Genomic DNA, 14,355 nt, shown 5'->3' on the forward strand with positions numbered 1-14,355 from the left:
GGAGTCAGATTTAGAAATTAACATTTATTCCGCATGAGTAAACCGTAGAAAAAGGATAGGTCTTACCATCACTCCATCCACTCAGACCCACAGTCTCCGGATCAAATATCTTAGACATCTTGGTGAAGGTCAGGAGGTTTTCTCCCGATACATATATGCGCACATTGGCCACCTTAACTTTTGATAGCACACTAGTGGGCAGGGAATAACCTACCTGAAGGTTTTTCAACCTTAAATAAGAAGCATTCTGGATATATCTGGACTGGGTATAGTTGTTTCTCCCCTGATTAAAAGTAGGTCTTGGGAAATAAGAATCTAAATTAACCTCGGCCACGCCGGCCTGTACCATTGGGGAGTTTTCGTCTCTGAAGAAGTCCATATGCTCCTCAAACCCGGCCGCTTGCCACTGATTCTGGCCTGAAGCACCCCAGAAATAAGCGCCATTTGGCATCCAATCGCGCTTGCCTACTCCCTGGAAGAAGATCCTCAAGTCAAAATTCTTATAGTTGGCATTGATGTCCAGGCCATAGCGATAGCGTGGAGTGGTATTCCCAATTACCGACCGGTCACCTAGATCAGAAAGAGTACTGCTGCCAGAGTTTATGGTGCCATCTCCATTCAGATCTGCATACATGATATCTCCCGCTTGCCAGTTTGAGCCCATTTGATTCTGACTCGTGGTTTCTAGATGGGTATCCATCTCCGCTTGGGTCTTAGCAATGCCCACTGTGGTATAACCCCAGATTTGTCCCGCTTTACTATTGTCATACCATTGACCAATATTTCCAGTCTCATTCGGAAACTTCGTCACGACCATCTGATCATCCGAGAGCACACCTCTCACATGGTAAAATAAGTCTCCAATATCATCCTTCCAGTTGACCTCGAGCTCAAAGCCATAGGTTTTCAGATCGGCATTATTAATTCTAGGTACACCAGTACCAAGGATAAGGGGTAGCTCCTTTGCAGGGCCCACCATATCCAATGTATATCGGTTGAAATAATCAAAATTGACAATCAGGCGATTATCCAAAAGACCAAGATCCAAGCCGATATTATAAGACTTCACGCGCTCCCAGGTCATGGAAGTACTCACAATCCCCGGAGCAGAGGCGGTATTTGGACGGATACCATTGACAAGCCAGGAGCCAGAATTTACCTGGAAAGGCTGCGAGAGGTAAAACGGATACCAGCTGCTGGTGTTTTGATTTCCGAGCTCACCATAGGAGCCACGTATCTTCAGCATGGACACCTGATCGATTTGCCAGAAATTCTCCCTCGCCAAATTCCATCCCGCAGAGAATGAATTGAAGAGATTCCATCGCTTCTCACGGGTAAATCGACTGGAACCATCATATCTGGTATTGAGCTCCACGAAGTATTTCTCTTTATAATTATAATTTAACCGACCAAAGAAACCTGCTGTTGCCCAATGATTATAGGCGCCCCCGTTGGTAAAGTTGTCCGTAGCGGTATTTATAGAGACCACCTCTGGCGTAATCAAGCCTGTACGCCCGGCACTAAGGTCCCGGTATTTATTCAATTCTGAATTGAAACCTGCCATCACCTTAAAATTATGATCCGATCCCAGCACCCAGGTATAATCTGAGTATATATTAGAGGTAAAATAATTGGCTTTGCGATTATACTCATAAACTTCTGTCTGACCTGGAGCAGAATAGGAAACAGAGATCGGGTATCCCTCACCCGCCACATCATAGGCAAAGGCCGGCAATGTATTGGAAGAGTTATTTATATTGGTAATACTATAGTTCCCACTGGCGTAGATATTCCAGTTTTTGGCAGGAGTATAGGTGATTTTTCCCTGAAGGTAATATTGATCCTCATAGTTATTTACCCGTCCACCCTGTCTCATTTGATTGATCTCACTAGGGTAAGAATAAAATCCATTAGGGTCATACACCGGAACGGTAGGCCATCTGCGGGCCACATTATGGTAAAATAGGGAGTTAAGGTGATTAGCCTTGGTAAAGTACTCTCTCACAAATCGATTATTATAATCAAATTGGATCTTATCGCTCAATTTAAAATTAAACTTTCCCGCCAGGGAATATCGGTTGAAGTTGTCCCCACCATGCCTGGTGAGACCTCCTTGATCCAGGTAGTTGGCAGAAATATAGTATCTGGCAGCCTCGCTGCCTCCATTTACGCTTAGGTTATGCTCCTGGGAGAAGGAGGTGGATTTATATTGTTCCTTAAACCAATCAGTATTGCCATTGGAGCCAGAGTAATACTGCCACTGGTCGCCATTTTCATTAGGAATGGTGCTATCGGTAATCTCTCCACGTTGATACCGGAGGATTCTGTCTAAGGCATCCTCACTGAATAAGGCACCTTGTCCGGCATTTAGAGCGGCTTCATTATAGTATAGGGCAAACTTATAGGAATCCAACATATCGGGTAAACCCATAGGCTTAGAGAATCTGAAATTGCTGGAATAGTTCACCTTTGCCTTGCCATCCTTACCGCTTTTGGTGGTGATGAGGATCACCCCAAAGGCTGCTCTTGAGCCATATACAGAGGCTGCAGCGGCATCTTTTAGCACCGTCACCGACTCGATATCCTGAGGATTGAGGGCGTTCAGATCGCCGTCCATGCCATCGATCAATACCAATGGGGAGGAATTTGACCCTGAGCCTATCGTCCCTGCTCCACGTATATTGAAGCTCATACTTTGATTGAGCTCACCCCCTAAGCCTGCGGTCTGGATATTCAACCCTGGCACCACGCCTTGAAGCATCTGACCTACATTCTGTACAGGCCGTGATTCCAGCACCTTGGCATCTACAGTGGCCACAGCTCCGGTAAGATTGGCCTTCTTTTGCTCTCCAAACCCTACTACGACCACCTCTTCGAGGCTTTGTAAGTCTTCACGCAGCTTGACATCAAGTGTAGAAGCAGCGCCTACCGTCACCTGCTGCGCCTCATAGCCTATAAAGGAAAAAGTCAATACATCCCCTTCTGAGGCCTCAATGGTATAGTGACCATCGATATCCGTCACAGTACCTGTGCCGTTATTCTTTGAGACGACCGTCACCCCAGGTATGGGCAAATTCGTTTCATCGGTTACAGTACCCTTAATTTCCTTTTCCTCCACGGCCACTTGAGCCTTCTGGTTTGTACCTATATTGATGATTTGGTTCACCTGCTTGAATGTCAGCTGGTGGTTTTGGGCTAAATAAATTAAAACGTATTCTACAGACTTGTCCTTCACCGTGAGGCTTACTTTCTGAGCCATATCCACGGCTGCCTCATTATAGTTGAATTTAAAGCCTGTCTGGGTAGTGATTTCGCCAAGAAGCTTCTCCAGACTTTGATTATTCGCCTTTAGGGATACATTCACCTCAGAGATCTTATCTGCTCCCTGGGTGGGAACCGAATTGGCCAGAAGGCTGTGAATAGAAATGAAACTCATGAATGCGACTAACATGCATAGCTTCACCAGTCCATTCGACTTTAGTAGTGCTATTTTCATAAAAAGATTGTTTTTGGTGTGAGTTTTTGTGAGGGGCTTATCTTGCTCCCATTTCTTAGATGATACTGGCCATGGTGATCCATAGCCTCTTGCTTCATAGGCTATTAATTAGGTTAAAAGATGATGTTGACCTTTTTATTTTGAATGGTATAGTTGAATTTTAAACTGTAGGAAAGGCTTTCCAGCACTTCCTTCAAGCTCGCCTTTTGGAAGTCTCCATTATATCTTATGGGTTGCTGGTCTGCATTTTCCACGCGTATCTCCACATCGTACCAGCGCTCGAGTACCGTCTGGATTTCTCTCATATTGGCACGGCGAAAAACTATTTCCCCCTCCGTCCAGGCCATTGCTGCGGCTAATTCAAACTGTACAATGGTCATTGCCTTCTCGGGATGAAATAAGGTTTCCTCACCTGCATTCAGGGTCAGAGACTGATCCTCTGTATATACCAAAACCTCCCCCTCTACTAGCTGTACCTTCTCACTTTCGTAGGGATAGGCATTGACATTAAATTCAGTGCCTACTGCACGCGTGGAAAGATTTTGGGAATGGACGATGAACGGCAGCTCCTTATTGGACTCTACCTTAAAAAAAGCCTCTCCTACCAAATAGATATCCCTGTTGGAAATGCCGAAGTCGGAGGAATACTTTAGTTCACTCTCTGAATTAAGATAAACACTACTTCCATCTGGCATATGAATTTTGGTTTTTTGCCCCTTAGGATTGGATCGGATAATCAGCTCGGCTTGCCTCACCGTATCGACTTCTCCTTCCATAGGCACCAAATGGTATAATCCCGATATCAGCCCTAAACCAAATAGCAGAGCCGCTATCATCATTGCCACAGGTCTTTTTCGTTTCATCCTCTTCACTAAGGGCTTATCACCCCCTATCTCATGGTCTATCCTTGCCCATAGCTTATCCTCCGAGCTGCTGCTCCACTCCGTGCCATGTTGATGAAATCCTTCCAATATGCTCGCCGCATCTTCCATCACAAGGCGATCCATAGGATGCTGCTCGTAATAGTCCTCCCAGTACCTGACGGAGCGCTCGTTGGTCCGAAACACCCATTCCTTGAATGATTCCTGCTTTAGAAAATGATCAATATCCTTAGGGAAATCCATAGTTTACACCTTAAATTAAAAACCCGATTGCTAGCGAAAACTATACTCTCCACCTTCCCTCTGTTTGCCTTGGTTTAGCTTTTGACTCAGGAAAATCCACACTTGCAGAAATCGGTATTTGTTATTTTTCCCCCTTAAGAGTATTGGCAATTCTAAAATCTCATCTATGATGCCATAAAAAAATAATTATTTACACAATCATTAAAAATCAGTGTTTTCAACTGCAAAATATCTATTACACAAGCTGAACGATTATCAATTCAGCAAAACTCACCCATTCTTTTTCTGCCAGATATATACCCTTTCTGCCCATTTCCTTTGAGCGGATGTAAAAAATCTATCCCGAAAACATAAAATAGCTAACCTTAATCGGCGGGTTCTTGGGCAAATGGTTGGAAACCTTTCTTATGGTAATATATAGATATGGACCTATCACCTAATCGCCAAGAGAGCTCTCTCGGAATAGCTTATTTTATTTTATTTGCTGGCAATGAGCGCTCTATGATAGCTCTATTCTCTGTCCTATATTCTCCTGCAAGGACAGGCAACTGGGCTGAGCTGCTGGATCAAAAAAATACAAGATTTTAAATCCCTATTTCATCCTACACAACAGGCTAAAAAATGATAAATGAAATAGGTTATATTAAGAGCGCCCGGAGATTTATATTGCGGTACCTGATCAGGTGTTTAAGTGCGATATCAGTTTATTTTTTTACCCTGGCTTCTTTAAAAAAAGCGCGTAAATCTTGAAGGCCTTTATGGATAAGGTTATAGACATGAGGAATCTTCACCTCCATCAAATCGGCGATCGTCTGATAAGGCAGATTCTCCACATACTTCAAATAAATGGCTTCCTTCTGTCTGCAGGGCAATAAATCCATCATCTTTAGTACCTCATCCAACTTGGAGTTTGTAATATTCGAATCATTCAGCACCTGCCCCATATACGTTTCAAAATCCCCATACTGCTCATCAATGGTCTCAAACTTTGCATTTTTGGTGATTTTCCGCACTAGCTCATTGCGAAACATCTTATAGGTATAATCTGAGATAGAATTCTTTATTTCCAATTGCCCCTTCTTGGTCCATAAGCTCAAAAAAGTCTCCTGAATGGCATCTTCTATAAGCTCTATATCTGAGGTAAACTTCCTCCCATACCTCACCAATGAGGAGGCCTGCTGACGGTATAGCTTCTCAAAGGATTTCTTATCCCCACGAAGGACCTCCGCCCATAATTGTTCCAGACTGGCATTTTGAAAATTAGACATGGTAACTACGTTTTAATTCCTTTCATAAGGAGATATCTTCCTGATACAGGTAGATACACCCCTGAGCTGTGACTAGACCTAAAGTCTCCCTTCCCGCCTACCGTATCGAGCTGAAATAGGTCAAAAAACCTATTCTACACTATGGATACAATACACCAATTAAAACATTTTTACTTATTAAACGAAACTTTACGAAACTTTTTCAGATAGAAAAAGAGAGTTAAAGAAAATTTTATTTGAAAAATCAATTCAATTCATTATAATTTACATAATCATAAAAAAGTAAGGCTATAATTGAAGATAATACCTTTAACTAAAAAGCATATTATAAAGACAATTCTTCATTTTATTATTATTTGTAAATTATAATTCTTCATTATGCCTATATTTTAGGCATAAGCTCCTAAATCGTATTCTTGAAAAATTACTAAAGGAATTCATTACTATTTTCCCCACTTTTCGAAGGAGGTAAAAAAAAATCCCCTTCAGAACCTACTGGCTCCGAAGGGGATTTTATAATCTCAACTGGAATATTCTACCAGATCAATACTTCTTTAGGATTGCTCCTTTTATTCACTTTAAACAGGTTATAGATCAGCACAAATTCATGGGTATTGGAAGGAAGTAGGTAGCTCTTATTGGTAGGGGTTTCATAGACATAGCCAAACTTCATTTTCTGAAGCACTATTCCCATCTGAAGGCTATTGGCATAGTCTATCCTATGGCCGGCACCCAGCCAGATCTTATCCATCAAAAGGGCTTTCAGGTTAAACTCAATATTGTCTGAATATCCCTCCTGTGCCCGGTAGAATACATTCCCGATTACCGACACATCCTTGGTCAGCGCTTCCCGATATCCTGCCTGCACGATATAAGAGACCGGATGCTCACTGAGAAAGTCATCACCAGAGGATATTCTGCCGCTATTCACCCCATGCATAGCGTAGGACAGGTAATAATTAGCATGCGTCAGCGCCAGCCCAAGGTTAAAATCAACTATTTGCATATTCGAAAATCCTCCAATATACTGGCTTAGCACTCCATCATTCTGCTGCTCAGTGGTCATGGATCCACCATCCAGGCGGACATTGGTATAGCTTACGCCTGCCCCCAGTCGCAAATTATGCTTTTGGCTTATCCTTACCCGGCTGGCATAGCCTCCCACCAAGCTGGTCTCCCGAAAAGCCCCATAACTGTCATAAAACAAGTTGAGACTAGCGGCATTCTTTCCCAAAAGAGCAGGGTCGGTTTGGCCCTTCATCTCGGCAAAATCTAGCTCTGCACTCACAAAAGCCGACTTGGGAGCACCCTCATAGCCGCCCCACTGATTTCTCACAAAGCCTCGAATAGTGCTTCCCTCATAGCCCGTTAATCCGGGGTTAAAGTAACTTTGGAAGAAGCTAAACTGACTGACATATTTTCTAGACTGTGCCACAGCGGAGATAGGTCCCACCAGTAGCAAACAGATTATAGTTATTGCTATATTTTTCATTGGATCGAATTAGTTTTTGGTAAAACAGGGGATATTAATTTCTCAAAAGATTCAGGGTGCCTCGGCGAACTTCTCCTGTCTCACCAGTTTCCACTACCCAGAAATAAGACCCAGGAGCCATCTGCTTGCCTTCGCTATTTCCGTCCCATCCTTTAGTGGCATCATAGGTGATAAACACCCGCTTTCCACTTCTTTCATAAATCATCACCCGTACATCACTATAGTACTTCAGATCAGGCACCTGCCAGGTGTCATTGTCCCCGTCACCATTCGGCGTGAAGGTGTTGAATATCTCGATATCCTTCAGGGAGATGCGCAGACGGGATATCTCAAACTCACGCTCCACTCGGTTTCCATCTGCATCGGTCACCGCCACCATGATGCTGAAGCTCGTCTGGCCAGCCAATGGCGCCGCACTCATCCAGTATAGCATCCCATCAGCAATTCCAAATAGGGAGTTATCTGCCACTCCGGAAACCAATTCCAGCTGGTGCTCATCATCTGCATCATCCACGATCTCCAAAGATCCAATGGCAATCTGACTGCTTTTACGATCCGCTTTGAATGAATTATTGGTCAAAAGTATATTCTTCGGAGCCGCCTTGGCCTTCACCACTATCTCAATACTCGCCGCTGGTACCTCCTGAGTGGATATTCCCTCAGACAATAGTACCTTGCCCGACACCGCATAGGTTCCTCTGCTTCTCAAATTCAGCCCATTGGTATTCCACTGAACAGGCAGATTGATCAGCTCGTCATTTTCGGTACGTACCAGCACGGTGCCTGGCAGCGCCAGCTCAGCAAGCTCCGCCCCCCAATCGGCTTCCAAGCTTCCCGATGGATATACTTCCTCGATGATCCTAGCCTCTATAGTGAATAGGGCCGGCGTAAATGCTATATTATAATTGCCACCAGCACTTAGCGACCCCTGACTGATCGCGTATTGTCCCACTTTTTCTCCTGCCTCTCTTTGTAAATCCCCACTTATCATAGTCGCTGATTCATCCCACTGTAAGCCAGTAAGCTGGTAGCTTAAGGACGGATCGCTCATTCCAAACACCTTCGTTTTAGCATCTGCAATTACCGTCAATTCGGCCTTAGCAATTTCCAAAACTCCCGTTTCATAGCTAAGTTCATAATTGGCAGAGCTTAAGCCTGAGGCTTTAATCGCATAAGCCCCGACAGCCTCTCCTTCTTCGCGAGTATATTCCAAGGCTCCTTCCAGATCCGCTGCTCCATCTTCCCTNCGNAAGCCTTCGTAGCTTACCGCATTTGATGGGTCAGATTCGCCATAGACNTTAGCCTGGTCAGCCACNATTATGCTGAGTTTCGCTGGCGCAATGCTGAGGCTTCCTNCNGTATAGGATAGTTCATAATTGGCAGAGCTTAAGCCTGAGGCTTTNNTCGCATAAGCCCCGACAGCCTCTCCTTCTTCGCGAGTATATTCCAAGGCTCCTTCCAGATCCGCTGCTCCATCTTCCCTNCGGAAGCCTTCGTAGCTTACCGCATTTGATGGGTCAGATTCGCCATAGACCTTAGCCTGGTCAGCCACCATTATGCTGAGTTTCGCTGGCGCAATGCTGAGGCTTCCTGCAGTATAGGATAGTTCATAGTTGGTAGAGCTTAAGCCTGAGGCTTTGATCGCATAAGTCCCGACAACTTCTCCTTCTTCGCGAGTATATTCCAAGGCTCCTTCCAGATCCGCTGCTCCATCTTCCTGCTGGAAGCCTTCGTAGCTTACCGCATTTGATGGGTCAGATTCGCCATAGACTTTAGCCTGGTCAGCCACCATTATGCTGAGTTTCGCTGGCGCAATGCTGAGACTTCCTGCAGTATAGGATAGTTCATAATTGGCAGAGCTTAAGCCTGAGGCTTTGATCGCATAAGTCCCGACAGCCTCTCCTTCTTCACGAGTATATTCCAAGGCTCCTTCCAGATCCGCTGCTCCATCTTCCCTGCGGAAGCCTTCGTAGCTTACCGCATTTGATGGGTCAGATTCGCTATAGACTTTAGCCTGGTCAGCCACCATTATGCTGAGTTTCGCTGGCGCAATGCTGAGGCTTCCTGCAGTATAGGATAGTTCATAATTGGCAGAGCTTAAGCCTGAGGCCTTGATCGCATAAGCCCCGACAGCCTCTCCTTCTTCGCGAGTATAGCTGAGCTCCCCTTCGAGGGCTGATGCATTATCCTCATTTTGGTAACCAGTGATCTGCACTTCAAATGCAGGATCCATAGCCCCATATATTTTTGATGCAAGGCTCACCCTGATGTCCAGTGGCGCCTTATTGACCACCACGGTCTGTATGAGGGAAGGTGCTGGGTTGGTCAGATCATCTCCTGCTTGACTAGCGGTGATTTCTGTGCTTCCTGCTTTAAGTATAGTCGCCTGATTTCCCGAAATAGCAATGATACTTGGATCAGCTGCCGTATATAGGATTTCCAAATTTTGGTCTGTTTGTGCAGCCCCAAGGCTAATCATAGCTCCACCGTAGGTTTGCACTGGAATTTCCTTGAAAGCAATCTCTTGGTTGGCCTTTACCAGTCCAAACCACTTACTTCTAACACTTTCACCTTCGTCCTGCCCATCACTTGGCTTGACTTCAAATGACACAAAATACCCTCTATCTTCCTCGGTGAGCGTATATACCCCACGGTTTTGGTCCGCTATTGGACTTGCATCGGTTCCTTCTGCATCAGTGGCTCTGAACCACTGGAAGGTGGAAGCTAACTCCCTATCCATATCGGCATCGGTATAGATATAGTTGCCATGCAATACTTCACCTACGTTGGCCTCACCATAGATATAAACTTCCCTGGCCACTGGAGCCACATTCAATCTCTTATTAATGGATGCTTCCACGGCCTTACTTCTGTTCTCAGCCTTATCGGTGAGCACCAGCGATAGGCTTAATTTGCCTTCGGCCAATCCTGATAAATCTATCCCGGCAAGCTGCGTTTTAGCTTCGGTCAGGGTGCCTGAACCCGTCACATTCTCCCCTCCTCCATCACTGGAGATGATATAAGAATAACTTGCCCCTATCTCCGCATTGGTGATGGTGAAGCTTGCCGCAGTCTGATTTTCCCGCCCTATCATCTCCTGATCAAAGCTCAACTCATGACCTGACGGGGCGGTCTGATCGATGAGGAATGACTTTAAGAAAAACTCACTTTCATTCCCCGCCTTATCTGTAAACACAGCGATCAGGGCCGTTTCTCCGTCGGGAGATCCTTTGATCGAATGGCTATACCTCTCTTCATTCAGAAGGATAATTTTCCTATCATAAACTAATGGCTCAGTCTCAAACTCATCCTGAATCAAAGCATATTCAAGCTGAACCTCTACTTCTGACACTTTTAAGAGAAAGGAGAAGAGGTAATCGGTGTTGGCGCCGATAAGCTCAGAATCCAATATAAAACTATAATCAGCTGGAGCCTCCGTGTCCTTGATAGACTGAACACTTACCACCTCACCCTTATTGCCATAAGTATCACTTAGGTAAAACTCAAAAGTGATTAGGCCCTCATTTAAGCCCGACAGGTCAAAACCTCTTCCAGAATTATCAATATTCTGAGTAACCGAGCTTACTTCCAAAGATCCCGTTATCTCCTCCCCACCATTTTCGCTAGATATTTTATAAGTCAGGGTGGTTTTCTCCACTAAATCGGTTCCTGTGAACTTCACTCCTTTTACTAATCGCTTATTGATATAGCTGGTAAAATCAGAGTAAAGGTTAATCCCATATCCCGAAGGAGGCGCGGTATCTTTCACCGATTGGGCCTGAGCCGTTTTTCCTTTATTATTATAGCTATCGGTCAGTACAAGCGACAGATTAATGATCCCATCCTTCAAGGCCGATATATCAATTTCGCTCACCTGCTGACTAGCTGAAGTAATGGTACCAGCACCTGTCACAGTACCCGGGAAATCAGGATTGGAATAGGAATAGGTATAGCTTGCACCGATCTCTCCATCAGAAATGGTGAAACTCGCTTCTTTATGGTTATTCAATGCATATGTAGCCTGATCCATCGCTACGCTATATCCTTCCGGACCTTGGGCATCTACTTTCACCCCAATGGTGGCCCCTACATTATTCAAGCTTAAGTTGGCCGCTTTACCGGGGCTACCAGATTGCAGCAGGCCTCCATTGGCGGCAAGGCTCTTGATACTTAATCCATCTGTATCCCTATCACCAGAAGCTACCGTATATCTAAACATCAATGAACTACTGCCCGATCCTGCGATATATGCAGCGGATCTGGTTTCCTCACCGATGGTCAATTCTATTGCAGGAGTTCCTCCAGAAGTATTTATGCTCAGGGCTTGATCAAAGTTGACGGTAAAATCCAGGGACTGCCCAGCAACATAGGTAGCATTGGCCGGCACCAAGACGGAGCTTACCTTCGCGGCGGGAAATACCGAGGTGAGGGCATCACTGAATACTGCACTAAAATGAGTATTATAAGCTGCGAATTTAATTAACTCATCATCGGAGGATTCATTTGTATAGGTAATCGATAGGTCTGAATAGCTTACCACACCATTTTTGCCCGCCACAGTGACAGTGTTTGTGTTATAGTCCGTGTCCCCTGAGCCTTGGAGTTTTACCCCTGTACCACCCAGGATAAAGAGAGAAATGGGTGTTTCATATCCCGTATCGACGAGGCCTTCCTTATTCACGGCGGCCAATTGTGGGACGGTGGTAAATGCGGTACTCTCTCCTGAGGTAATGCTTAGAGGTGCAGGCTGAGTGCTAAACACCATTTTGGTGGCCACCACATCGGCCACCACGCTATTTGACTCTATTAGATCAAAGTTAGTTCCCACTCCATCCTGATCATTAGCGTATAGGGTATAGGATTCTTGATCCGCCGTGGCAAAATAAGTCAGTGCATTAAAGGAAGCGACCCCCTTGATGGAGCTTACTGAATTCCCTGAAAGTGATCCTGGGCTTGCCTCGGTTAAGGTGATAGTTTCGATAAAATCAAGGTCAGTATTACCAAAGGCATCCACCGCCTTTACGACAGGGGGGCTAGAGAGAACGACCCCTGACACTGTATATCCCGGCTGAGTACTAAATACCAGGCGAGAGGCTTCGACCTCCATCTTTGTGCCTGTACCATTATTGAGTGCGGTGATTTCTCCCACCTGGGTGCCATACTTACCCACTTCAATAAAGTAATTTTCTTCTATATTGAAAATAAGCGTATGACCATCAGTCAATCCTGTATTGTCATTATAAAAGGCTTGCAGGGTATATACCTCAGAGCTGCCATCCGCCACGGAAATTTTGAGGTCTCGAAATAAAAGCAGATTATGTGATGGATCATAAACCCCTTCCGCTTTCACTTCATCGGGTCCCGAAAGTATATAGGTGATTTTCGCTCTATCTGCAGAGGTGCTCGTTCCTCCCACCACCATGGAAATATCTGTCACGATCAGGGGTAAGTCATCATTTGTACCTCCGTCAGAAAGGGTAAAATCAAATAGGCTCACGGCCTCTTCATAGCTGTCCGCCGTACTTGGCAGACTCACGGGCTCGGCCACACCAGAAGCGGCCGTTACATTTCCATCTTCATCGTAGTCTTTGGTCGTAAAGTTCACCACATTTCCGTAGGCAGTGCCCACCGAATTCGTGGCATAAGCTCGATAATAATAGGTGGTATTAGGACTAAGGTCTGTGATAGTGGAGGAAAAAGCTCCTGATCCAGAGCCGATTTCCTTCTTATCCGTTTCATCCCCATTGATTACTGGATTATTCGTAGAATAAGAATACACTAAGCCTCTTTCGGTAACTGTGGCACCACCATCATCGGATATATTACCACCCATCTGAGCCGAATTGACCCCAATGGAGGACGCTGGAGAATTACTTGTGAGAGTTGGCAGGGCAGCCGACTGCGCCTCATCAAAATCGAAATTATCGAAAAGCATATAGAAAAATGGCATAGGGATATTATTAGCATATACCTGTATCCTATCGATATTAGCCCAATCAGTACCCGAAAAATTCAAATTTCCGGCAATATTATCTGTGCTTTCAGAATTGAAGGCGACCCTATTACTTCCAGTGCCATAACTTCCTGTTACATATGGCCTAAAACTTACTCTTACCTTTTCTAAATTATCATTATATCCAATAAGTTCAATTTCATCGGTATAGCGAGTCCCCGATAAATCGATCATTAAACTGAAGGAATTCAATTTAAAATCATTCGATAGATCAACCGATTCTATAACCGCGGAGCCCACAGTTCCTTCCCATGATTCCATAGAGAAGTAGCTGCCAGAAAAGGAGGGCGGCATCCCCGGGGAACCAGACTCTATTCTCGAATAGTTTAACCCTATAAATCGTAATGCACCGATTATTTTATTGTTATCACTACCATTAGCGGTGGCCCCTTCAAAATCCTGATCAGCAGGGGCCGTACCTACTCGAAGACTGGTAGCAGGAAGGCTTTTGGCATTGAGGCAGGTAAAAATTACGCCTTGATGAACAAATATTAGGCACATCGCCAAACGGAGCAGCCTAATTGGCCGATTGAGAATCAGGCCAGGAATAAGGCTCTGGAAAACAGAACGAAAGAGACATACGATTCCCTTAAGCCCTTTTTGAGAGTAGCTTTGCACCATAATAGTTGGTTTATTGAAATTTAAATAAATAGTGTTCGTGAGTGAAAATCTGAATTCGAGGAGTTGGTGATCCAATAATTCATTGTACAATTTTAAGAAAAATAAGCCTAGCTCGAAAACTTATTGCCCCTCACCACCTGTAAACCAAAAGGTAGTTTTAATGAATAAACAGCACAATTACGACCATAATCCAATTTCAATATCTTGAAAAGCAAAAAATGCAATTTAAACTCGTGCTTACAAAAATGAAACTTTAGGTGATTTTTACCTAATTTATAATGATTACAAATAATATTTTCGGAATTTTGCCTTATAAATCTCGGAAAGCCCCTCTGGATTCG

Annotated in this window: 5 protein-coding genes; all 5 read right to left on the reverse strand. The window is 44.6% G+C overall.

Annotated features, from left to right (window positions below):
* Positions 1-10 precede the first annotated feature (10 nt).
* A complete protein-coding gene (locus B050_RS0116195; protein WP_229802397.1) occupies positions 11-3,496 on the reverse strand; it encodes a SusC/RagA family TonB-linked outer membrane protein in 3,486 nt (1,161 codons plus the stop codon).
* A gap of 113 nt (positions 3,497-3,609) precedes the next feature.
* Positions 3,610-4,620: a FecR family protein gene (locus tag B050_RS0116200; protein ID WP_018474996.1), complete on the reverse strand. Its 1,011-nt coding sequence runs from the start codon at positions 4,618-4,620 to the stop codon at positions 3,610-3,612.
* A 704-nt stretch (positions 4,621-5,324) separates the two neighbouring features.
* Complete coding sequence (locus B050_RS0116210; protein ID WP_018474998.1) at positions 5,325-5,888, reverse strand: RNA polymerase sigma factor; 564 nt, start codon at positions 5,886-5,888, stop codon at positions 5,325-5,327.
* A gap of 535 nt (positions 5,889-6,423) precedes the next feature.
* Positions 6,424-7,380, reverse strand: a complete 957-nt coding sequence (locus B050_RS0116215; RefSeq protein ID WP_018474999.1) for a PorP/SprF family type IX secretion system membrane protein — start codon at positions 7,378-7,380, stop codon at positions 6,424-6,426.
* 34 nt (positions 7,381-7,414) lie between these two features.
* The gene (locus B050_RS0116220; RefSeq protein WP_083923293.1) at positions 7,415-14,014 is read right to left on the reverse strand and encodes an MBG domain-containing protein; all 6,600 of its coding nucleotides are present in this window, start codon (positions 14,012-14,014) and stop codon (positions 7,415-7,417) included.
* Positions 14,015-14,355: the final 341 nt, after the last annotated feature.

The sequence above is a fragment of the Echinicola pacifica DSM 19836 genome, assembly GCF_000373245.1.
In the GTDB taxonomy this organism is placed as follows: Bacteria; Bacteroidota; Bacteroidia; order Cytophagales; family Cyclobacteriaceae; genus Echinicola; species Echinicola pacifica.